Raw genomic sequence first — 21,524 nt, forward strand, 5'->3', positions numbered from 1 at the left:
ATTACTATAATCATAAAAGGATAAAAGGTAAATTAAATGGCATGAGCCCAGTACAATACCGAACTCATGCCAAAGTTGCATAAATTTAATAACGTGTCTAACTTTTTGGGGTCACTTCAATTTCAGATTAGCGCCAGATCGTATTATGAGGTTAACCAGTACATTTCTGGTTGATCTTTTTCTATAGTTATTATTCTTAATATAGTCGGGATAGCGTTTACTATATTCTTGCGCCATATTGTTAAAGATATTTTATATATAATTATCTATTTTCTTTTCCACACTCCACCTGAACATTGGGTAAAACCGCATGTCTGATAAAAGTTTATATGCTTTTTGTCGTAAGTTAAAGTAACAATGTCTTATCCAAACCGTTCTGATTCTCTCACTAGATCAACACCAATACTTTGGCTTTGATAAGAGGGATGTACGAGTAGTATATCTTCCATATACCCATGTTATAACCCCATACCTGAAACCTATCCAAAAGCAATGATCATATCTTTTTCATCACGAACACAAGCCAAGAAAATACAACGTTCAAATAATGTTGGATAGTCATTATCTCGCCTATCCCATCTTATAATCTCTCTTAAGTCTGGCACCTCTTCCCTAGATATTGGAATGTTAATCTTTATAGAATATTTCAACTTACCCCCCTCCTAAGTTGAAGACTCCAATTCAAAAAGAGAATAATATAATGGTAAAAAAATAAACTATACTGCTTATCTTTAATAAAAGTTCATTCTGGTTTAAAAATATGACAATAAAAAGAAGAGAAAATTAAAGCTACATGGAGCAAATAAGTAAAAACAAGCGAAACATGAGGTGATTGTAAAATGGACATTATTTCACCTGATTTTGTTGCATAAATTCCACTATCTCTTTATAAGTGGGACTGTACATCACTCCTGGAAATCTTGTACACACAATTGCAGCCAATGCTGAAGAAAATCGAATGGTTTGTTCCATATCCCAACCTTTTAAAAGGCCATATATTATACCTGCGCGGAATGAATCACCAGCTCCTGCAGTATCCGTGCTGTTTACTTGGTAAGCTAATATCTCTTTCGTTTCATTTCCTTTTTGTCCATATTTAATACTTTCATTCCCACTTGTAAATATAATTTCTGCTGATGTATGTTCCAAGTAAGATTGAAAAAGCTGTTGTTTATCTACTCCTGGATAGTGACTATTCCGAAATTCGCCGGAAATGATAAGAACATTACTTCTTTTAGCAATCTCTTGATCAAAAGGTGTATCAACACTGACAATTGGCTTGTACATTTCATTAGCATATTGTGCTGTCAATAATGAAGATTTTCCAAAAAAAGGATCCAAACAGACAATTTTACATTGATATATATCGCTGATATTAGGGGTAGACCAATTTTTACTTTCCTGTAATTGAACATAACTTCCCAATATTGTACGTGTGGTATCATCAGAAATTACAATTTCTTGCACCGTTGGTTTGTTATCATCTCGCTCAATTGAAGAAATATCTATATTGTGATGTTGTAATATCCTCATAATTTGTTCGGCTTCAGGATCATACCCTAATTTATTTCCTTTTATCTTTACACGAATACCTAATTTTGATAATACAATGGAAGAATTTGCTGCTTCTCCGCCCATATTTTCATAGCTATTATTTAACTCTGCATAAGCGTCTGCTTGAGGGAAAGCGTCTTTTAACTTTATTAATGTACTCGCAGCCATCATTCCAAAGGCGTATACATCAAATGTATTTACAGAATTCGCATTTGTCATATTATCTATCTCCTTCTCCATAATAATTTCTATCATCTCTGTTACTAGAATTATATTTACTATTTATCAGTCATTTTCTATTTTTCACGTTATGTCTCTTCTCTTTTAAGCTTTTTTCTTCGACCTCTCATATATTCATAAAAAAACCAATGTAGCATACTATTTAGTATGTCAGTATTCTGCATGAGATAGTTTCTCCTTATAATTTTAATCACTAAAATTAAAAAATCTAAACTCATTATATTAACTTCCAATATAGTTTTAAATGGAGGAAAACTATTACATTTGTACTTTTCCGACTTCTTTTAATATCCTGATAAAATCTGGTTTTCAAAAAGAAGTTGGATTTTTTCTAGTGACCACAATGTCTATTGAGTTACCAGTATCTGATTTATGGAATATTGCTCAAAACATAGAGAAAGACGCTTTTCAGTATCATTTCTGAAAAGCGCCATATTACTGAATACTTGAATTCGAGATAACTTGTAAAATGATTTTTAATTAAAGCCCTCTTTAGTGCAATAACCTTTACTTTCTGTTTAATTATTTGTTTTTCCCTTTGTCGTTCCGTTGTTCATCTTCTTCTTCTTTTTCCTCTTCTTTTTCTTCATGAAATTCACTTGGCGCTTGTGCTGTTATAGAATCAAATGGTGTATAGAAGTTATCTGGAAATGTTTTATTTTTTACTATTTTGTATGAAACCATCAATATTAACAAAACTAATGTAAGTGAAAATAATGATACTAATATCAATACAACTTCCATACATTCTCTCCTTTTTATTAATTCATGCCTTATAACTATGTATATTAGATTCAAATAAATTTCCCTTAAACACATTATAATTCCATTACTTATTCAACTATCCTGCCCTTTAACTCAACACCAATTATTTCAAAACTACTTAAATCTTACAACAACTTTTCAAAGATATTAAAAACACAATATTAGATCATCGCGCCTTATTGTGTAAGAAGAATTGAGTGTCTATTAGTTGGTGTTGTATAGGTCCTTTTTTGGATTAAATATAACAACCTCTTATTCTGTTTAACTTCCATGTAATTTTATACCAATTATTTCAGGCAAGTACTTATTACCCAATTTGGTCCAATTGTTAAATAACATCATATTATTTTCAACAAAAAAATACCCTTTGAAAATGCATATCCAAAGGGCAACGTGTTTTTTTAAAAGCAATTCTACTCTTTCTTATAGAGAGGCCTGTAATATGGCTAAAACATCTTCTTTGTTTAAACGATTAAAGTTTCCAAAGTCCCCATTTATGACTGCTTTATCTGCGATTACGTCTAGCTGTTTATCGTCGATGTCATATTCAATAAGGCGTGACGGAGCTCCAAGAGACTTCCAAAATTCACTTAACGCTTCTATTCCTTCTAGCCCAATTTCCTCATCGGTTTTCTTCTCAGGATTCACATAAAACACGCGTTGCGCAAGCTGAGAAAAGCGTGCTGGATTTACTTTAATGTTATGCTTCATCCAATTGGGATAAAGAATGGCTAGTCCACCTGCGTGAGGAATGTCGTACACCGCGGATACAGCGTGCTCAATATTATGCGTGGCCCCATCAGGACGATAACCCATTTGAAGCATGCCGTTTAAAGCGATAGTACCCGAATATAAAACCGTTTCACGAAATGTTACATTTTCTAGGTTATCTATGAGAGAAGGTCCTACTTCTATAACGGTTTTTAAAACGGACTCACATAGGCGATCTTGCAGAGGAGTGTTTTTGCTGTTATGAAAATATTGCTCTAATACATGTGACATCATATCTACTATTCCGTAAATGGTATGATTTCTTGGAACCGTTACTGTATTTTCCGGCTCCAAAATAGAGAATTTTGGAAACATCAGTGGATTTCCCCAACCATATTTTTCTTTTGTTTCCCAGTTCGTGATTACACTACCCGCGTTCATTTCAGATCCTGTTGCTGCAAGAGTAAGGACCGTTCCTAATGGAAGTGCATGTTGTGGGGTCGCTTTTTTTGTCACAAGATCCCAAGCATCCCCATCATATTTTGCACCAGCTGCGATCGTTTTCGTACAGTCAATAACACTTCCTCCACCTACAGCTAACAAAAACTCAATTCCCTCAGATTTACAGATTTCTACGCCTTTATGAACCGTCGATAAACGAGGATTAGGCTCGACCCCTGATAGTTCAAAAATGGTGGCTTCTATTTCATGTAAATATGAAATGACCTTGTCATAAAGACCACTTCGTATAATGCTCCCTCCACCATAAACAAGAAGAACCTTTTGGCCGTATGGTATTTCTGTTGTTAATTGCTCTAATTGGTTATCTCCAAATATTAGCTTCGTTGGATTATAAAATGTGAAATTATCCATTTTTCTACCTCCTTATTTCTAAATTAAGTTGAACTTAAGTATCAAGAATAGAAGTGAATTTTCTCATATCTTACCATTCCTATCTATTTATGACCATTTATTTGTCTATACGCTATTTTATACAAAATAGCTGCTATGAAATAAGTTTGAAATAAATCTAGTAAGTAATGATACAAGAAAAGCTTATGCTTTAAACATCAGCATACGGAGATAGTATCCCTGCTGCACATGGGGTTTATCACTCCAGGATATTTAAAAAATTGTAGTTATAGTAACTGAATCCCCAGGTGACAAAGTTTCTAAACTTCCCATAATAAGCTTATATACAAGAGAAAAAACATAGCAACTTTCAACAAACCTAAATTTCCTGCAGGGTAAGTGATATTTGTCTAAAGTCTGAAAGTAGCTCTATTTTTGTGACTTAGAATTGTAAGCACTAATCCACCTTAAAGGTCAAAAAAATTTGACTTATTTACTTATAAATTGCCGCGTAATACTATTTAAATTGTAAACAATCATTTTTATGATCCATTATACAAACAAAGAGGAGGAAATTATTGTGTTAAATTTTGCTGAGGCTGTTAATTTTAGACATGCAGCTCGTCATTTTATAAAAGGAAAAGAAATTGATCAAAAGGATATAAAATTTATTCTGGAAAGTGCAATTAAAGCTCCATCATCTCTAAACCTGGAGCATTCTGAATATGTCGTCGTTCAAGATCAAGCCACAAAAACAAAACTAAGAGGTGCAGCTTTTGATCAGGCTCAAGTAGAAGAGGCAAGTGCTGTTGTCATTATTCTTACGAAAAAGCATAAATTATTGGACCCAGAATCAGAAGAAGTACAGAATCTGATTAAATCAAGAATTCCTGAAAATGGGGTACCTATCGCATTAAATTTCTTAAGATCTTTCCCAAATAAAGAAGCGTTTACAACATGGTCAAAATCACAAGGGTACCTTGCATCATCTTTTATTATGCTAGCTGCTGCTTCACTTGAGATCGATTCATGTCCAATGGAAGGGTTTGTAAATGATGAAGTATTAAAAATTATTAACCGTTCACCTGAAGAATATGAGGTTGCTTTATTTGTCCCATTAGGGTTTAGAAGTCAAGCACCTTATGAAAGAATAAGAGCTTCATATGAAGAAAAAGTACAATTGATTTAATTACAACAAGAGGCTGGGACATAAGTTCAAATCTAACTGATTTTTATACAATACTCAAAAATATTACCGCATGAAATCAAGGTTTATAAATTTGATTTCGTGCGGTTTCTTCATTTTAATTGGGTTTTGTCCCAGCCTCTTTCAATCATGACCGTAAGGTCTGATAAGTGTGGGTAGTTCAACTAACTTCTATTACAAATGTGTATGATAATTCACCATCAGGCCATTTAGCTAATACTTCATATATATTATGACCCTTACTATTTGGTATCAATACCTGCTTATCATTTAGCATAACTTCCTTTTCTCTTCCATTTTCATTCCATAAGTAAACAGTTATTTTGGGATTGCCTTCAATCTGAATATTAATGTTATCGTTCGGTTCGACTCTAACAGCTTCAATATTATCAGCAATTTGGTACGGAGAAATAGCATCAGTTTGTACAACCTGAGAATTTAAACCTTGCTTTCTTTCCCATTTATAATTTCCTACTAACATTTCATATTCCATTTCATTTATATAAAACATCCCTGACATAGATGGGGGGAATTCCTCGCCCTTTCTTTCCGTTTCTTTAAACATTTCGTTTGAAGAACCAATTATCCAAAACGAAGAAAATATTATAATTACAAATAACAATGTATTTATTCTCATCATTGTTCCTCCCTTATAATAATTAACGAATAAATACCAGTAAAAGTTTCAGTATTCCCCTACTTACTAACCTGTTTAGCATCTCTTGTTATAGGGGCAGCAAGCCTTTTTGACATAATTAGAGTTGTTATAAGGAAGAAAGATGACTAGTAGATTACAGTTGTCCAGCAATAAAAATAGTTCCAGTTTTTCAATGCTGAACAACTGGAACTAATCGACTCACTAATCATTATGTTTATTATTTAATGAAGTTTACATGGTACCGTCATTCCATCAACTTCAACTACCCCTCTACACGTGTCGGCCTCAGTTTGTTCTATGCAGGTTACTTCAATTTTTGTGACGTTTTCAAATGAAAATAGTTTGTTATAATTAGTAGCATCTAGATTTATAGGCTTAACAATGCCATTGGTAGTAAAATTTACAACTACTCTATCGTTAACACCATTAGTTGGATCAGATAAATTGACATCACCGTGTAGCCCCAGTGGCCTGCCGTTGTATATTTCTGCTGTTGTTCCTGTAGGCAATGGGCCATAAGGCATACTTATATTATCTACAATTAATTGACAAGGGCAATCACATCTATTTTCCTTTGATATTGATGTTTTACAACACGTACTTACCTTCTTATATTGACTCATCTTATTACCTCCGCGATCACAGTTTAATACAATATCATATTCTTGTTTCTTCTCTGTGATTGGACGTAAAATAGGTCATTACATACATGATGTTTTAGCTTTAGTAACCTCAATTTCTATTAAGTGTAATAAAATAATAAATCTGACTTAGGAGATTAGTAAAGCATAATTATCATTCTCTCTCCTAGTTTCCAAGAACAGACAGGGAGAGTTTACATTGATATACAAAAATGCTGGCATGAAACGTCAGCTTCTTTGTATATCAATTATGGGCACATATCATTGACAATCTCTCCAGTGAAGCAAGTTTGTCTATTACCAGTAGATGCATCATTCTGTATAATTACAACATTTCCCGTTGTTTCAATTACAACCATTACTCGATCACCTGTAAGTAAGTCTATTGAAGTACCTACGTTTACACAACCCACTTCCTCATCTGTGAAAAATGTAAGTGAGTCGCATGCAATCCTTATTAAATCTCCCCCCAGTGTTATGCTAATCCGAATATTCGTTCCTTGATCCCCTTGCACAACAGCACTACTAGTGAAATGATAAATACCATCACATGGTGCAATAAATGTTGATGAATCTGGGATATAATTACCAGGTGGTGGTACACAATCATAAATTACATTTTGAAAAATTATTACAAATGGACCACCATCAATTTCCTGCTGAGAGTTTTTTTCAGCTCGAAAACTAACAATCTTAGGGGTCCCAGGTGGTCCTATTGGCCCTGGTGGACCTTGTGGTCCAGGTTTCCCTCGTGGCCCCTGTGGCCCTTGAGGTGGTGGTGGAACAACTCTACATTTACAATCTTTTTCTTTCATTATTATTTTCACCTTCTATAATTGTTTTACTTTATATATATGAGATATTTTCTATAGAAGGTTGGATTTTCATAAATAACTTGACAAAATGTTCTGAGGTCTATGTTAATAAGGGGCAAAGGGAGCTAAGCTACGATATACCGCAAAGTAGATGTTTTAATATGTTCCAATTTTTCATTATTGAAGAACTGGAACTAATCGACTCCTTATCACTTTTGTTTCCTAAAAAGTATCCTCCAAGCGAATCTTCCCATATTCTGATATAAGGTAAATTTGATGAAAAAGAGGTGGTTTTTTGACAATGACCGTAATTGATGTGAAAACACACCATGTGATTGCCACGTTGCCAGTTGGAGAAACTAGTTTTTTTCAGTCTATCTTCACACCAGACGGAAAGCTTGCTTATGTCGCAAATAGAAATGAAAACTTAGTATCGGTCATAGATGTGAAAACTCATAGCGTGATTGCTATGGTTCCTGTTGGAATAGATCCAAATGTAATTTCCATCACACCTAACTGAGCCCTAAATTTATATTGGTTACATTTTAAATGTGAGGCTGTAATTGTAATTGTTAATACCTTTTCACATACCAAAAGCACAATTGAAGCTAAGCTACGATATACTAATATTAGATACTATTATGTAAATTAATAAAAGAAACCATCTCATCTCTGAAAACATGAAACTAACAATACTCGTTAAAAAAGCAAATAAACATTTAAAAATGATTTATTTGACCTACCCTTTCATACATGCTTTACTAAAATACATGAATAAAATTAAGTACACCCTTCTTTATTATCACTCACTCTCCTTGTCTCCTCCTTTCATAAAAAAAGAAACAGGGAGAGTTTACAGATATTAAATACTACTACAAATAATATCTTCTAATTAGTAACAATCACATAGTACTTCGATAAAATCATTGTTATACACAGGAGTTCCTACCGTACAATTATCCCTGTCACGAAAATACAGATTTGCAATAAGACCCATACATTTACATTTATTCTCGGTTTCAATCAAAAGCTCAGCGTGTCGAGTCATATCAAAATCAAATGTTCTACGAGTTCCTGGAGGAATAACTATTATGTCTTCTTTAATCAACATTGGATCATTTTCATCATCCCAATCAAATGCTGTAGCTTTTATTGTACATTCCTCTTCGCCACGATTTAGGATTTCTGTGTGTCCTTCAACGGTACCTACTTCTCGGTACAAAACACCAGTAGTTCGTATTTTTCCTTTGGCCATAAATACACCTCCTTTAACCTTTATAGTTCATTATATTCATTAATTAGAGAATAGCTTGGATATGTATATGTGATTTTAAAAAACTATGCTTTTATATAGAAGCATAGTTTTTTTACATATATGAAAATTTAAAGACACATTTCCTAGTGTGGTTAGTAGTTACGGTAGTTAAATATACATTTTGTCTTTTTCTGGACAAAGGCTCAAAATAAATAAAGTTATAATGCATACAATATAATCTAACCAGTAGAATCCTTGTATAAGGTCATTTATCACCTCTCGAAAATTTCGGGAGGTTACATAATATTCATTGAGTTTCGTAATTTGCGAATAAACAATTCATTTTTCTATATCTTTACTATAACAAGTATTGAAAAGAGGTGTTTACTTTTACAACGACAGTGATTGATGTGAAGACTCATAGTGTGATTGCGAGTATTCCTGTAGGAGACGTTGATTTAAGCCAGACTGACGTCTTTACACCTGATGGCAAACTAGCATATATCACGAATACCGGCCCTTTAGAAAACATTTCTGTTATTGATGTGAAAACACATAGTTTGATTACCACGATAACAGTTGGATCCGATCCAGAAACTGTAAGATTTACCCCTGACGGTAAATTCGCTTATGTGACGAATAGTAATAGTGTTACGGTTTCTGTCATTGATGTGAAAACACATAGCGTGATAGCCTCAATAGCTGTTGGAGGCGGTCCTGAGGTTGTGGCCTTCACTCCTAACGGAAAAATCGCTTATGTCACCAACTTTAATGATGATGAATTAAGTGTGATTGATGTGAAAACACATAGTGTTATTGACACGGTAGTAGTTGGGTTCCGTTCAAGCAATGTCACTATTACACCTGACGGTAAACTCGCTTATGTGACGAATTTAAACAATGAAAATGTCTCTGTCATTGATGTGAAAACACATAGTGTGATTACCACGATAACAGTTGAAATCGATCCAGTATTTGTCGCCTTCGCACCTGACGGTAAACTTGCTTATGTGACGAATAGTGGTGTAGATAACACTGTTTCTGTCATTGATGTAAAAACACATAGTGTGATTACCACGATAACAGTTGGAATCGATCCAAAAATTGTAACATTCACACCTGATGGTAAACTTGCTTATGTGACGAATAATAATATAACAACGGTTTCAGTCATTGATGTGAAAACACATAGTGTGATTGCTACGATAACAGCTGGAATCGATCCAGAAACTGTCATATTCACACCTGATGGTAAACTTGCTTATGTCCCAAATAGTGGTAGTGGAACGGTTTCTGTCATTGATGTGAAAACACATAGCGTGATAGCCTCAATAGCTGTTGGAGGCAGTCCTGAGGTTGTGGCCTTCACTCCTAACGGAAAAATCGCTTATGTATTTTAAACATAGTGGACACAATGTCCAATGAGTTGCATAAAAATGATTTATTTGACCTATCGATTAATACAAGCTTAACTAAAATACTTGCATAAAATAAAGTACACCATCACTTTCACTCGCCCCTCTCCGATGTCTCCTCCTTTCATGAACAATCGGGGAGGGTTTACATACTCTTAGTGTTGCTATAACGCCCTCAGACGAAATTATCTTTTCATTAATGTACTTTAAATGATAAACGCAAAATAAAAAATCCCCTACTCATAAGAATAGAGGCAATGAAGTTGGAAATTCCCATCCGATTATAAATTATGATTTTTTACCACCAATTGTGTGGACAGAGGAAAATTTGTTAATTGATAAGTTTGAGGAAATACATAGAATTAAAATTGAAGACTTTATGAATGTATAAATATGCTAACAGCCCCACAGGATGTGATGTAGGGCTGTTTTTTCGTGGAAGTCATTCGTGGTGTATTTTATATTATGCAATTGTTATTTTTTGTATGCATTTTTCAAAGGACGGCCAACAAAAACAGCATTTAAAAAGACAGCTTCATCGACTGTTAGTTCTTTTCTCTCCGCTTTATCTATCCATTTTTGGCTAGTAAGAATTCCGTTATTATAAGCATTTTCATAAGTTTTTGCTAAATCTTTAAACTGCCAATCTTGAAGTTTCAGCATTCGATTTCCCTCCTTGTATTCAAGTATCTTCTTATAATCAAAAACAGGACACACTTTCCAAGAGTAACCTGGAAACTCATTGTGTCCTTTTGTCTGTTTATAATTTGACATGTCTTTAATTAATGCAGCATGTAGTTCCCGTAACGATTGTTCCTGTTCTTGAGTGGGTTTCTCATATCGGAAGTCACCTACAAGACAAATACCAATTGCATGTTTATTGGAATCTCCTACGTGGTAAGACATCGCTCCTGGATTGTGACACCAAATGATAGTTCCATCTTTCAGTATGACAAAATGATAACCAATACCTGGCCAGTTATGTGTTGATACATGATAGTTTGCAAATGCTTCAGCACTACCCTCTTTTGTTAGAGAATGATGCATTGCTATATATCGTTTTGATGCTATGCCATAATCCTTATACACTTTCCACGAGTGTTTTTTTAACCTATACCGTTTATCCACTAACTTAGAGAGCTTTTGAAACTCATAATTAGCCATTCTTTTCAGTTCCTTTTTCTATGGGCGTATTTAATTGTTGCTACCGAACCAACACCAAATAATGCATATTGTAGCCCTGTGATAAGGACATCGAAGGAAAAAACGCCGCTTTCAAAAACTGCGAAAGCAACGCCTAAAATGACTGCAACTCCTGGTATGAATTTGTTGGATAATCCTGTAGCCTCACGAATTGCATAAAGAATAACCGCCAATGCTACATATGCCGTAAATTCAATTGTTAATAATGATTCCATTTTACATCTCTCCCTTTTCAATATTATCTAATCGTTTGTGCGCTTGTTTACTCGATTCTTCAACCCTAGTAATACGTTCACCATAAACAGCCATTTGCTTTTCATTCGCTTTAAAGTCAATACGTATATCATCAACTCCTTTTCGAATATAGCCTAATTCTGCTTTAATTTTTGCACTTTCTTGGCTATCACTTTTAATTGTTTTGTTTTTATTTAATGAATAACCTAAATAACCAATAACCGCTGCAAAAGCTGTAAGTAAAAATCCTAATTCAACTGTCATAAGTTCACCTCTCAAATTTCAATATAAAAAGCCCTTAATAGGGCTTAATCGACTCAATGGGTATTGTGTCTACTAAAATGTCTACAGCTATGAATTGATAAAATAGCTAAATCAAAAATACATGTTATTTTATTCAACAATATGGCCCTAAAATGAATAATGGCACATATCTATATTTCAGATATGCGCCATATCGTGGAATAACAGATTCAGAAAAGCCATTAGTCTAATAAACTTCTACACTCATTATTCATTGTGTTTACTAATGACATTATTAATGCAGACTATTGTCAATAGCATCATCAATAATTTCTACCACTTCAATCTTACCATTAATCAAAACCTCTGGAAGTTCATTAATAGCATTACCATTCCAATATTCTCTGGCTTGTTCAATTTTTTTAGAGAACGTAGCTCCATCTTCTTTTGGCAGAAGGTTTGCGTCACCTTCAAAAGAATTCCCTATTACTCGAAGTTTAACTATTTGTAAAACCTTTCTGTTGTATGAGTCAAATATTTCTTTCCATTTCAGAACGTCTTCATAGCTTTTAGCAGCATAAAGGCAAGACAATCTTGAAGGGTAATGAGGATACTCTTGCAGCCTGACCATTTCAACTATTACTTCTCTAATAGCTCTGATTGTTTGGTCAATATACCTAATAGCTACATCTGCATTTTCTTTATCTAAGTTCAAACCTTCATTTGAATACTTACTATACACGATCTGTATAAAGTCTTCGCCTTTAGAATTTAATTGTTCCCTCTCAAAAAAGAAACGGTATAATGTATTATTTTGGTTGTTATCAAAATTAATTATCTGCCCAAGGTTCATTTTGGTTCTAGTAACAATGTGATAAACAAAAAATTCATTCTTATCCATAATCCGTTCATCAATCCTTCTATCTCTATTTAAATTATACCAATTCTATTAGAGTTTCATTAAAAACAACAATCCTTTGTGAAAACAGCGTTGCGTTTAAATCAATCTTTTATTGTAAGTCATTTTATTTCTGTCGATTCGTTAATGCTTAAGGTCTAGCTATCACTTTCTCACAATTATCATTTGAAATCAAAAAGGACCATATTCAGCTCTTAGTAACGACAATATCACTTGTGTTTCCTTAATATTTAATTATCATTAACGTAGTCCAGATAGCTTTAACGGAGCATGAATCTCAGTTAACCACTGATCATCCTTTCTTTTAATAGGGGTTGATACTTGAAATCCCGATTGTGATAAATGGTTGATCGCATCCAGCTCATATAATATATCAGATTTATCTCTCCATCCTTTGCGATATACACGAAATATATACTTTTTACGATCTGTATTTACCAGGTATGTATCATTTAACCCCTTTGTTAAGAAATCACATCTGTAAATAGTATCAATATCATAAGAATTTAATAGAAATTGAATAGAATTATTGGTAAGTAAAGAGTGCTTTACCTCACATTTTAGCATTATTACATTCTCCTTAGTTCTGTGCTTTTAATGTTCATAATACAAAACTGGATTGATTGAAGACGTTTTTGGTATCATTTCTGAAAACCTCCATATTGTGGAAGAATAATATATGTGTGTCATTACTTAATGAGGATCTAATTCCTTCCTGTACCAAGACCTTCAACTAGAATTTCTTGTTCTTTATGGAAAGCTACTTCAGTTTGTACAGTAATTTCGTCGAATGGGTGTAAATTCTACATACATTAAGCTTATACGTTTAGGTAGTCACTTTATCTTTTTCTAAGATATTTTTAATATACTCTATATCTTCAGGGTACATATGTTGGAGTGTCTGTAATTCTTCAAATGACTTCCATCCAACTTCTATAATTGTTTGGTCTGGATCATTGACTGTCATTTTTCCACCAATTACGTTTACTTCATAATAATCAGTTGTGACATCTATACCATTAATAACGGTTTTTTTTGTTAGGATAAAATCCAAAATATTCACATCATATCCTGTTTCCTCTTTTACTTCCCTAAATACAGCAATCCTTTGAGGATTCTCCATCTTCTACTCCTCCTGAAGGGATTGCCCATGCATCAGAGTCTTTACTTTTTACCATTAGTATTTCCGAATTGGTATTTACACATATCGCAGCCGAACCGCACCATTCTTTCATTTGGTATCCTCCAAAAAAGTTACAATATTTATATGTATTTCTTTATATTATTTCAAAAATTTAATATTCTCACAATCCTTTTCCATAAAGAAAACGCTTTTCGTTTGACAGAAAAGCGTCATATAGCTGAAGACTCTAAAATAATAATCTTAAAAGAGAATAATAACAGTCTTCAAAAAAAGCATCCTTTTGCTTAAGATAGTATTAGAGAAAACTGTTTTATTTAATAACGACATTAAACGTTTTCCTGAATCCACAATCGTAACTTTTCTGCATAGAAAGGACGTTCATCTGGTTCAGTGTAATAACCTTTTGTTAGGTAGAGGTTATCATTTTCATACCTCGGATAAACATGAAGATGATAATGCCATACATCTTGATTTCCTGCAGGCTCATTATGTTGCCGAGTAGAAACTCCATCACATCCATATGTACTTTTCATAGCCAACGCTGTCAATTGAGCAGCACGATGAATTTCAGCAGCCATTTCTGCTGGAAGCTCATATATGTTCTCGAAGTGATCATTAGGAACAACGAGAATGTGTCCTTTGTTATTAGGCCACCATTTGCTCGCGATAAACGCCGTAACGTGTTTATTCTGATAAATAATGTCTCTTTGTTTTGTTCCCTTATTTGGTTTTTCATTACTTGATACAACTCGACAAAATGGGCATTCGTATGATTCAGGTTTATGTGAATATAAATCCATCACTCTAATCACTCCCTTAGTTTATTCCCAATTAACCAACATAAACAAAATAAGCGTTAATTCTTAATGAATTAACGTACCTTTTTAGTTAAAAATCGGAAGTTAATATCTCAAACTACAACTTTGTACTTTTGATAATAACAGCTGTAGGAAGGGCTTTAGCTTTTTCATAAGAATACCATCTATTTGAGTGCCTTTGGATATCTTCATCGGACAAACAAACATCCTCAACCACTCTTTCAATTTTAAATTCATTGTTGATTAATGTATTGATATATGTACTCATTCTATATTGTTGCATGATTGCAGGATGAGCCCAGGCTTCATGATAATAAGAACCTTCCTCATGATAGGATTTATTAAAAGTTAGGGTACCGTTTATATTATTAACACGGTTATAAATTGGATGTTCCCAACTAAAGATAAATATCCCACCTTGCTTTAGATATTTATTAACATTTGCTAATGTTTTATCTAGATTAGTGGTCCATCCTAGTGCGTATATAGAAAAAACAACGTCAAAATAATTAGTCGGTATACCAGGATTATCCTCCATAGGAGATTCAAATAACTTTACTGGTGAATTGCAATTTCTTAATAATATTTTTGCTGCATCAACCTGTTTATTTGACAGATCCAATCCCCATAATTCACCAGCATTCTTTTGGTCCATATATTGTAAAGAATGCCCACTACCACAACCAATTTCTAATACCTTTAAATTTGTAACATCTCCAAATAAATTTAATTCTTCCTCATTAGGTGCCAGTGGCCCATATTCGGGAAGGGGATTTCGACCAAAAAAACGATGTGCTACTTCATCCCAACTTTGCTTATTTATAGTAAGAGACTCGACATCCATTTCCTTAAACCTCCTTAATAATCATAGGAACATATATTCTTAATAAGTCGTCATTTTCCTGCAAAAGCTACCTATAAATATACAGTTTTTTATTAATGTCTTATACAATTAAATGGCCCTAAAATGATAAAGACGCTAACCATTATTACAGATTAGCGCCATATCGTATTATGAGACTTCAACCAGTTACCTAGTTGATCCATTTTTAATTGATATTATTCTTAAGGTAGTCTGGACATCCTTAGCTACATTCTTGCGCCATATTGTTAAATAAGTGAACAAAATTATTGTACCCTCTTGTTATTTGACATATAAAATACCTTTTAAATATGCTAAATTCTCCTGAAGAAAAGCTTGATGTTTTTCGATACCTCTTCTTTTACACCAACCAATTGAAATAAAAGCGTCGGTAAAGTGATAAAAAGGGAACACTTCTTGAAAATCAACAAGTGCTCGAATAGATTCATAGCCTTGCTGATACGCTTGCAATGTCCCAGGATATTTGAGAAAAATATCCCTGTTAATTTTTGTGAAATCCATATCAGTTGATCCGATTCGAACACTTTCAAAATCAATAATGCCGACCACTTTATTTCCCCGAACTAAAATATTACCTGGTCTAAAATCCAAATGTATAAAACAAGGTCCGTCAGAAGGTGGGAGTAATTTAATTTGCTTATCAAAATATTGCAAAGACAGTTCGTATAAACTCGGATCAACTACTTCCTTAACATCTATTGCAAAGGAATTAAATTGTTGCTTAATAAACTCAGGCCAATGATCATACTCATTTGAAACAGAACTATTGAAATCATGCTCATTAGGAGCAATTGCATGCAGCTTAGCATGATGCACTCCAATATCAAACGCTAATACTGAATCAACCTTCTCTGTAATTGGCACACCGTTAATTGCTGACAACAATAATGCACCAGTGATATCCTCATTACCTTCCCAATAATCTAACACTTGTGGAACAGGTAAATCATTTTCTATTCGCTTAAGTACACTATACTCACGTTCAAGTTTTAGTTTGGAATAAGGAATTTTAATAAATACTGTTCGGTGATCCAAAAGTTTGATTTTATAAACAGTCGAACTAAAAGACTGAGGAACATTCTCGACTGCTAACACATTCAATTTAAATTTATCTATTGCTTCTAGTAGTTTATCCATTCTTAATTCCTCTCCATTTCTGTACCGTTTATCTTTTAAAATCCAAACAATAATATCACAAGCATCCATTATTTTCGGAAGCACTATTCCTTTAAATCTCCCATCCCATAAATAAAGACACTTCTTTTATTACCAAAAAGCTACTCCCTCAATTCCGTTAAATGTTCCTAAGAAATATAGCAAAGAAAATTTCAGTATTCCATTTTCTGTTTCTAACGTTTTGTCTCTTCTCTATTAACCTTTTTTCTCCGACCTCTCATATATTCATAAAAAAACCAATGAAGCATGCTATTTAGTATGTCTGTATTATGCATAATATAGTTTCTCCTTATAATTTTATTCAGCCTACTTAATCACTAAAATTTAAAAATCTAAACTTATATATCTAGCATGAGAATTATGATTTCAGCTTTTTGAGTTGTATTTTTTAGCGGTATTGATCAGATTTCTTTCGTGAAATACATATATAAACAATGCTTAACAGTGTTGACCCTCCGACTAATGGATAGCCAATAAGATGAGATTATGTTTCGTAGTGATCCTGATAGTACCATAGCGATAGGTACAAGGGACTTAACTATAGTTAAGGCATTACTTATAACTCTCCCTCTTAGCTGATCAGGAACTATTTGTTGAATAAACGTCATGTTAGGGATATCAACAAATAAAGAAGAAATACCAAAGTCTATATTTAATAGACAATAAAATATCGTTTATAAAATAGGGTAATAAGTTTGGTTAAAGAGTAATGGTCCACTAATGACTATTGTTAAACTGGAAATGATCATAGTCATAAGTATTAATAATCTATGATAATTTAACTTTGAGATAAATTTCCCAATGAAAATAGATCCAATGAGCATACCAATTGGAAATGCTGCTTCAATAATTCCGAAAGCTGTTGGATGAAACTTTAAAACATTTGTAATATAAAATATACTGGAACCGTTGATGATAAAGTTATAAACAAGTTAACACGTCTTTTTCGTTGATTCGGAAATTAATAAAGCATTCACTTATACTTGAAATGATAAAGCAGATAGCATTTGTTAATATAAAGGTTTTTATATTAACAAATGCAAATACCATTCCTCCTATAATTGGACCTAAAGTAAAAGAAATTGAAGAAATCATTCTTGTGATCGCGTGGATCTTCATTAAGTTTTTTTCATGAACTATATTTGATTTAGATGATTCTATGCTCACACTAGCAAAGGTACTGAAAACATTTAAGATAAATATAATTGCATAAACCTAATATAAATGGAATTCATGGAGACTAATTACATATATAACAAGAAGCACTGCTCCACTTAGTACATTACTAAAGACTAGTTTGATTTTACGGTTCAGACGGTCTGTGATAACTTCAGCTACTGGTCCTAAAATAATGGTCGGTATGATAGATAATATTAAGTTTGTTGCAAACGAAAGCCCCGAACCGGTCACTGTCAAAACATACAAACTGATACCAAATGAATAAACAAATGATCCAAATAATTACACAATGCTTCCAAACGAAAGTAAAAAAATATTCTTTAGATCAGATTTCGGATTAGACACATGAGTTCTTATATTCCTCAACATTCATTCCCCCCTTAATAGTAAGCATAATTCATTGGGAGAAGGCGATATCAAGGTAATATTTATCATTTTTTTGTCAGGAAATACAAAAAAGGTCGGGTTAACCCAACCTTTTCCCGTAATAAAGATAAGTGTATATTTTCTCCCCATCTAGTAATGGTAATTCATACTTTCCAGGAGACTGATCAACTGGAGTAGTGGTCATATTATCGACAAGATCATAACGCAAACTTTTATTTTCTCCTTAATGTTGTTAATTTGAAAGTTGTGTCTATAGGAAGCGTTAATTTCATTTTTTATATGATAATTTTCGTACGTTAAATATCCACCGATTAAAAGATTGGACCCAAATATCTTGTTCAAATGACCAATTAATACGTCCCCCACCCAAAACAATTCAAGACTGATTTCCAATCAAATGGAACTAAAATAAAGGTGCGTATTATTCCCTGTTAAAGATTAGCGCCATATCGTATTATTAGGATAACCAGTTACCTGGTTGACCCATTTTTAATTGATATAAACCTAAAAGTAGTCATTAAAACCTTAACTACATTCTTGCGCCATATTGCTGAAGATCCTATCTGTGATAGATTGCAGTAATTTAAGGTATCGCGATTATAATAAAGGCAGATATAAAATCATACAACAGCTCAGGATAATCGATTATCAGCCATAAAAGTGAGTTTACTTGGACCAGCACTTCTAAATTTCTATATAACAATTTCCATCATAATGCCAAACTATAATTTCTGATATCAATGACTTATTTGGTAATTTCTTTATGAGATATTCTGGTTCTAGCCATTGATTCTCAATGCTCAATATAAGTATACCTTGTGCATCATGAGAGAACGTGATGAATGGTGAGTACTGTGGCATCTTTAGACATGGAAAGCCATTTTTTAGTGTTATATTAAATGATTTATCAAAAGAGAATCCCACAAATTGATTGCATTCCGTTAAGCTGTAAATCAAATCTTTTACTTTGAATAAATCAGAAGAATTCCTTAACTGAACCAAAAAATAACTATTTTCATTGTTACCTGATTCATTGAATTTTGTGTAACTTAAACCCAAGGGTTTTAATTCTCTTTCATACTCATATGATTCAAAAGGAGTTGGAATGAAAGTAAGGTATATTGGAAATTCATTTTGGAAACCCAAAAAATCAATTAAAAACTCATTATTATTGTTATCAGAATAAGTAACAGGTAAGGATGTTGACGAAGTTAATTCAACGAACTGGTGGCGATAAGAGTACTTAAAATTAAAATTATAGAAGCTTTCTACAAATGTATCATAGATTCCCATTATTAAATTGTTATTTGATTGCATCTTGTTTTTTTTCATAAAAAGAATCTCCTAACACAAGATAATTTTATAATGGGGTAACGCTTCTTCCTTCTTTTTATAGTACCATACTGTTTTTTAGTATTTCCCACATGCAAAAAATTGTATATTTGTGTTACATGGAGCATGGTATTGCCTAAACGTTCTGGAATTATTTGAGGTTCTCAACAATATAAAATAATCCAAAAGAACAGACGCGTTTCTATTACAGAAATGCGCCATATCGTAATATTAGGTTAGCCAGTTTTTTCTGGTTGACCTTTTTTCATGAGGTCTTATGATTGCGGTAGTCGGGGTAGAACGCAGCGCCAGTGGGACTTGATCCCGTCAACAAAACTGTTCACCCCCTACTTGTATAAACATGTTTTTGGCTGGTTGGGACATAGATCCCGTTTAACAAGCGAACCTATGGCATTACAAGGAGCTTAGGGGTTACCGACTAATTCATTTTTCTAGGAGGAGATTGATAGATGAATCCAGTGGTGGGTCTGGATGTTTCAAAAGGAGAGAGTCATGTTCAAGCCTTTTTAAACAAAGGTAAAGCTTATCGCAAAAGCTTTAGTGTTAAGCATACTTTGGATGGTTTAAATAGCTTATTAGATTTCTTACAGGAGGTTACAAAAGTATCAGGTGGACTGAAACCTTCGGTTATCTTCGAGTCAACTGGCTCTTATCATTCACCTATTGTCCAGTTTTTAGATGAACAAGACTATGTGTATATTATGGTGAATCCACTTGTGTCTCATCGCTCACGTAGTACAAATCTAAGAAAGGTAAAGACAGACCCTGTAGATGCGTATCAACTTTGCCAGCTTTTCTACAAGGAAGAGTTAGAACCTCATAGAAAAAGAGGACTTCAGTTATTAAATCTGAGAAACCTAACCCGACAACAAGAAGCAATTGTAAGTGTCTCATCTCAAACAAAATTACAATTACAAACTCTATTAGATCAACTATTTCCTGAATATCGAGGTGTTTTTGGAGATCTATATTCCAGAATCTCTTTAAATGTCCTTAATACATTCCCTACATCAGAGTCTGTATTAAAAGTATCTAATTCAGAGCTAGTCGGCATCATTTCGTCTCTGTGTAAGAGTCGATCAAGTAAGTGGGCTGAAGAGAAAGCAGTGAAACTTATTGAGGCAGCTGAAAGAAATCCATTTCAACATAATATGTATGACAGTCACATTTTTAATCTTAAGATATTAATCAATATCGTTCTTCAATACGAAGAGCATCTATCAAAGTTAGCAGCTGAAATAGATGCCCTCGCTGAAGAGATGGAAGAGTATGAGATAATCCAATCTATCCCTGGTATCGGAGAAAAAATTGCAGCAACAATCATCTCAGAAATTGGAGAAATAGAAAGGTTTAATCACCCTAAAAAGTTAGTTGCATTTGCAGGAATAGATCCTAGTGTTTACTCTTCTGGTCGATTTACAGCTACTCAAAACAAAATTACTAAACGAGGATCTAGCCGATTAAGACGATCTCTTTATATGGCTGTAAGGTGCGGAATTCGTGATTCCAGAAAGCAAAAGACAACTGATGAGATCATTGCACGAAACAAGAAACTACGAGAGTTCTATGATAAAAAACGTGATGAAGGTAAACCATTTAGGGTTGCGATTATCGCATGTGTGAATAAGCTTTTACATTGGATTTATGCCTTATTAAAAAGCAAAACAACCTTCCAAGATATAACCTAGTTACTATATCTAACTATCAAATGAAAAACCTTCCAAACTACATATTCGGAAGGTTATTTGTCATGGATACTTTTAGTATAGCAGGGATAACTAAAGTTTTTTATTGAAAAATGTTGACAAACTATTAGCTGGTTTTGTTGTATAAAATTTTTATATTGATCATCATTAAAAACAATTTACGTTT

At 33.3% G+C, this 21,524-nt stretch carries 26 protein-coding genes; 5 read left to right on the top strand and 21 right to left on the bottom strand.

Annotation, left to right across the window (positions count from 1 at the left end; translation table 11 throughout):
• Positions 1–83, top strand: an 83-nt coding sequence (locus ACSVDA_RS20775) for an IS3 family transposase (RefSeq protein WP_485884303.1), incomplete at its 5' end; no start/stop codon positions are given.
• A 396-nt stretch (positions 84–479) separates the two neighbouring features.
• On the opposite strand, the gene ACSVDA_RS20780 is transcribed toward ACSVDA_RS20775, so the two are convergent.
• From ACSVDA_RS20780 to ACSVDA_RS20795, 4 genes are all read right to left on the bottom strand, one after another.
• On the bottom strand, positions 480–650 hold the full coding sequence (locus ACSVDA_RS20780; RefSeq protein ID WP_485885770.1) for a hypothetical protein: 171 nt from the start codon (positions 648–650) through the stop codon (positions 480–482).
• A gap of 196 nt (positions 651–846) precedes the next feature.
• On the bottom strand, positions 847–1,773 hold the full coding sequence (locus ACSVDA_RS20785) for a carbohydrate kinase family protein (RefSeq protein ID WP_485885772.1): 927 nt from the start codon (positions 1,771–1,773) through the stop codon (positions 847–849).
• A gap of 543 nt (positions 1,774–2,316) precedes the next feature.
• On the bottom strand, positions 2,317–2,538 hold the full coding sequence (locus tag ACSVDA_RS20790) for a DUF3951 domain-containing protein (protein WP_485885774.1): 222 nt from the start codon (positions 2,536–2,538) through the stop codon (positions 2,317–2,319).
• Between the two features lie 444 nt (positions 2,539–2,982).
• Positions 2,983–4,143, bottom strand: coding sequence for an iron-containing alcohol dehydrogenase (locus tag ACSVDA_RS20795; protein WP_485885776.1), 1,161 nt, complete (start codon positions 4,141–4,143; stop codon positions 2,983–2,985).
• Between the two features lie 559 nt (positions 4,144–4,702).
• Here ACSVDA_RS20795 and ACSVDA_RS20800 point away from each other — a divergent pair.
• Positions 4,703–5,311 carry a nitroreductase family protein gene (locus ACSVDA_RS20800; RefSeq protein ID WP_485885778.1) on the top strand — a complete coding sequence of 203 codons (609 nt, stop codon included), beginning with the start codon at positions 4,703–4,705 and terminating at the stop codon, positions 5,309–5,311.
• Between the two features lie 178 nt (positions 5,312–5,489).
• On the opposite strand, the gene ACSVDA_RS20805 is transcribed toward ACSVDA_RS20800, so the two are convergent.
• The 3 genes from ACSVDA_RS20805 to ACSVDA_RS20815 all read right to left on the bottom strand — a co-directional run bounded on the left by ACSVDA_RS20805 (position 5,490) and on the right by ACSVDA_RS20815 (position 7,443).
• Positions 5,490–5,966: a hypothetical protein gene (locus ACSVDA_RS20805; protein ID WP_485885780.1), complete on the bottom strand. Its 477-nt coding sequence runs from the start codon at positions 5,964–5,966 to the stop codon at positions 5,490–5,492.
• 242 nt (positions 5,967–6,208) lie between these two features.
• On the bottom strand, positions 6,209–6,610 hold the full coding sequence (locus ACSVDA_RS20810; RefSeq protein WP_485885782.1) for a hypothetical protein: 402 nt from the start codon (positions 6,608–6,610) through the stop codon (positions 6,209–6,211).
• 266 nt (positions 6,611–6,876) lie between these two features.
• Complete coding sequence (locus ACSVDA_RS20815; protein WP_485885784.1) at positions 6,877–7,443, bottom strand: complement C1q domain-containing protein; 567 nt, start codon at positions 7,441–7,443, stop codon at positions 6,877–6,879.
• Positions 7,444–7,744: 301 nt separating this feature from the next.
• On the opposite strand from ACSVDA_RS20815, the gene ACSVDA_RS20820 reads away from it, so the two are divergent.
• Positions 7,745–7,963 (top strand): hypothetical protein, encoded by a 219-nt coding sequence (locus tag ACSVDA_RS20820; RefSeq protein WP_485885786.1) that lies wholly within the window; start codon positions 7,745–7,747, stop codon positions 7,961–7,963.
• A 372-nt stretch (positions 7,964–8,335) separates the two neighbouring features.
• On the opposite strand, the gene ACSVDA_RS20825 is transcribed toward ACSVDA_RS20820, so the two are convergent.
• Positions 8,336–8,698 carry a hypothetical protein gene (locus ACSVDA_RS20825; RefSeq protein ID WP_485881522.1) on the bottom strand — a complete coding sequence of 121 codons (363 nt, stop codon included), beginning with the start codon at positions 8,696–8,698 and terminating at the stop codon, positions 8,336–8,338.
• A gap of 401 nt (positions 8,699–9,099) precedes the next feature.
• On the opposite strand from ACSVDA_RS20825, the gene ACSVDA_RS20830 reads away from it, so the two are divergent.
• Entirely contained in the window at positions 9,100–10,098 is a 999-nt protein-coding gene (locus ACSVDA_RS20830; RefSeq protein ID WP_485885788.1) for a YVTN family beta-propeller repeat protein, read from the top strand.
• A gap of 489 nt (positions 10,099–10,587) precedes the next feature.
• Here ACSVDA_RS20830 and ACSVDA_RS20835 read toward each other — a convergent pair whose 3' ends face one another.
• From ACSVDA_RS20835 to ACSVDA_RS20895, 13 genes are all read right to left on the bottom strand, one after another.
• A complete protein-coding gene (locus ACSVDA_RS20835; protein WP_485885790.1) occupies positions 10,588–11,277 on the bottom strand; it encodes a peptidoglycan recognition protein family protein in 690 nt (229 codons plus the stop codon).
• Between the two features lie 5 nt (positions 11,278–11,282).
• Positions 11,283–11,531 carry a hypothetical protein gene (locus ACSVDA_RS20840; RefSeq protein ID WP_485885792.1) on the bottom strand — a complete coding sequence of 83 codons (249 nt, stop codon included), beginning with the start codon at positions 11,529–11,531 and terminating at the stop codon, positions 11,283–11,285.
• A 1-nt stretch (position 11,532) separates the two neighbouring features.
• Positions 11,533–11,814 carry a hypothetical protein gene (locus tag ACSVDA_RS20845; RefSeq protein ID WP_485885794.1) on the bottom strand — a complete coding sequence of 94 codons (282 nt, stop codon included), beginning with the start codon at positions 11,812–11,814 and terminating at the stop codon, positions 11,533–11,535.
• 274 nt (positions 11,815–12,088) lie between these two features.
• Complete coding sequence (locus ACSVDA_RS20850) at positions 12,089–12,694, bottom strand: DUF2441 domain-containing protein (protein WP_485885795.1); 606 nt, start codon at positions 12,692–12,694, stop codon at positions 12,089–12,091.
• 258 nt (positions 12,695–12,952) lie between these two features.
• Positions 12,953–13,279 carry a phosphotransferase gene (locus ACSVDA_RS20855; RefSeq protein WP_485885797.1) on the bottom strand — a complete coding sequence of 109 codons (327 nt, stop codon included), beginning with the start codon at positions 13,277–13,279 and terminating at the stop codon, positions 12,953–12,955.
• A gap of 259 nt (positions 13,280–13,538) precedes the next feature.
• Positions 13,539–13,835 carry an NUDIX hydrolase gene (locus ACSVDA_RS20860; protein WP_485885799.1) on the bottom strand — a complete coding sequence of 99 codons (297 nt, stop codon included), beginning with the start codon at positions 13,833–13,835 and terminating at the stop codon, positions 13,539–13,541.
• Complete coding sequence (locus tag ACSVDA_RS20865) at positions 13,804–13,947, bottom strand: NUDIX hydrolase (protein ID WP_485885801.1); 144 nt, start codon at positions 13,945–13,947, stop codon at positions 13,804–13,806. The genes ACSVDA_RS20860 and ACSVDA_RS20865 overlap by 32 nt, the downstream gene beginning before the upstream one ends.
• 235 nt (positions 13,948–14,182) lie before the next feature.
• Positions 14,183–14,656 (bottom strand): HIT family protein, encoded by a 474-nt coding sequence (locus tag ACSVDA_RS20870; RefSeq protein ID WP_485885803.1) that lies wholly within the window; start codon positions 14,654–14,656, stop codon positions 14,183–14,185.
• A gap of 115 nt (positions 14,657–14,771) precedes the next feature.
• Positions 14,772–15,518 (bottom strand): class I SAM-dependent methyltransferase, encoded by a 747-nt coding sequence (locus ACSVDA_RS20875; RefSeq protein ID WP_485885804.1) that lies wholly within the window; start codon positions 15,516–15,518, stop codon positions 14,772–14,774.
• A 300-nt stretch (positions 15,519–15,818) separates the two neighbouring features.
• Positions 15,819–16,694, bottom strand: coding sequence for a phosphotransferase family protein (locus ACSVDA_RS20880; protein ID WP_485885828.1), 876 nt, complete (start codon positions 16,692–16,694; stop codon positions 15,819–15,821).
• Positions 16,695–17,948: 1,254 nt separating this feature from the next.
• A complete protein-coding gene (locus tag ACSVDA_RS20885; RefSeq protein ID WP_485885805.1) occupies positions 17,949–18,149 on the bottom strand; it encodes a hypothetical protein in 201 nt (66 codons plus the stop codon).
• Positions 18,150–18,378: 229 nt separating this feature from the next.
• Positions 18,379–18,507 carry a hypothetical protein gene (locus tag ACSVDA_RS20890; protein ID WP_485885806.1) on the bottom strand — a complete coding sequence of 43 codons (129 nt, stop codon included), beginning with the start codon at positions 18,505–18,507 and terminating at the stop codon, positions 18,379–18,381.
• Between the two features lie 476 nt (positions 18,508–18,983).
• A complete protein-coding gene (locus ACSVDA_RS20895) occupies positions 18,984–19,631 on the bottom strand; it encodes a hypothetical protein (protein ID WP_485885807.1) in 648 nt (215 codons plus the stop codon).
• A gap of 470 nt (positions 19,632–20,101) precedes the next feature.
• On the opposite strand from ACSVDA_RS20895, the gene ACSVDA_RS20900 reads away from it, so the two are divergent.
• On the top strand, positions 20,102–21,340 hold the full coding sequence (locus tag ACSVDA_RS20900; protein WP_485885808.1) for an IS110 family RNA-guided transposase: 1,239 nt from the start codon (positions 20,102–20,104) through the stop codon (positions 21,338–21,340).
• Positions 21,341–21,524: the final 184 nt, after the last annotated feature.

The organism is Cytobacillus sp. Hm23, assembly GCF_051842895.1.
GTDB lineage: Bacteria > Bacillota > Bacilli > Bacillales > SM2101 > Nanhaiella.

What these genes read in the sequence shown, in the direction of transcription:
- ACSVDA_RS20815 (WP_485885784.1), bottom strand. Translation starts at nt 7,443, where the DNA reads ATGAAAGAAAAAGATTGTAAATGTAGAGTTGTTCCACCACCACCTCAA.
- ACSVDA_RS20810 (WP_485885782.1), bottom strand. Translation starts at nt 6,610, where the DNA reads ATGAGTCAATATAAGAAGGTAAGTACGTGTTGTAAAACATCAATATCA.
- ACSVDA_RS20845 (WP_485885794.1), bottom strand. Translation starts at nt 11,814, where the DNA reads ATGACAGTTGAATTAGGATTTTTACTTACAGCTTTTGCAGCGGTTATT.
- ACSVDA_RS20875 (WP_485885804.1), bottom strand. Translation starts at nt 15,518, where the DNA reads ATGGATGTCGAGTCTCTTACTATAAATAAGCAAAGTTGGGATGAAGTA.
- ACSVDA_RS20835 (WP_485885790.1), bottom strand. Translation starts at nt 11,277, where the DNA reads ATGGCTAATTATGAGTTTCAAAAGCTCTCTAAGTTAGTGGATAAACGG.
- ACSVDA_RS20805 (WP_485885780.1), bottom strand. Translation starts at nt 5,966, where the DNA reads ATGAGAATAAATACATTGTTATTTGTAATTATAATATTTTCTTCGTTT.
- ACSVDA_RS20900 (WP_485885808.1), top strand. Translation starts at nt 20,102, where the DNA reads ATGAATCCAGTGGTGGGTCTGGATGTTTCAAAAGGAGAGAGTCATGTT.
- ACSVDA_RS20880 (WP_485885828.1), bottom strand. Translation starts at nt 16,694, where the DNA reads ATGGATAAACTACTAGAAGCAATAGATAAATTTAAATTGAATGTGTTA.
- ACSVDA_RS20860 (WP_485885799.1), bottom strand. Translation starts at nt 13,835, where the DNA reads ATGGAGAATCCTCAAAGGATTGCTGTATTTAGGGAAGTAAAAGAGGAA.
- ACSVDA_RS20785 (WP_485885772.1), bottom strand. Translation starts at nt 1,773, where the DNA reads ATGACAAATGCGAATTCTGTAAATACATTTGATGTATACGCCTTTGGA.
- ACSVDA_RS20850 (WP_485885795.1), bottom strand. Translation starts at nt 12,694, where the DNA reads ATGGATAAGAATGAATTTTTTGTTTATCACATTGTTACTAGAACCAAA.
- ACSVDA_RS20855 (WP_485885797.1), bottom strand. Translation starts at nt 13,279, where the DNA reads ATGCTAAAATGTGAGGTAAAGCACTCTTTACTTACCAATAATTCTATT.
- ACSVDA_RS20820 (WP_485885786.1), top strand. Translation starts at nt 7,745, where the DNA reads ATGACCGTAATTGATGTGAAAACACACCATGTGATTGCCACGTTGCCA.
- ACSVDA_RS20870 (WP_485885803.1), bottom strand. Translation starts at nt 14,656, where the DNA reads ATGGATTTATATTCACATAAACCTGAATCATACGAATGCCCATTTTGT.
- ACSVDA_RS20795 (WP_485885776.1), bottom strand. Translation starts at nt 4,143, where the DNA reads ATGGATAATTTCACATTTTATAATCCAACGAAGCTAATATTTGGAGAT.
- ACSVDA_RS20895 (WP_485885807.1), bottom strand. Translation starts at nt 19,631, where the DNA reads ATGAAAAAAAACAAGATGCAATCAAATAACAATTTAATAATGGGAATC.
- ACSVDA_RS20790 (WP_485885774.1), bottom strand. Translation starts at nt 2,538, where the DNA reads ATGGAAGTTGTATTGATATTAGTATCATTATTTTCACTTACATTAGTT.
- ACSVDA_RS20840 (WP_485885792.1), bottom strand. Translation starts at nt 11,531, where the DNA reads ATGGAATCATTATTAACAATTGAATTTACGGCATATGTAGCATTGGCG.
- ACSVDA_RS20865 (WP_485885801.1), bottom strand. Translation starts at nt 13,947, where the DNA reads ATGAAAGAATGGTGCGGTTCGGCTGCGATATGTGTAAATACCAATTCG.
- ACSVDA_RS20825 (WP_485881522.1), bottom strand. Translation starts at nt 8,698, where the DNA reads ATGGCCAAAGGAAAAATACGAACTACTGGTGTTTTGTACCGAGAAGTA.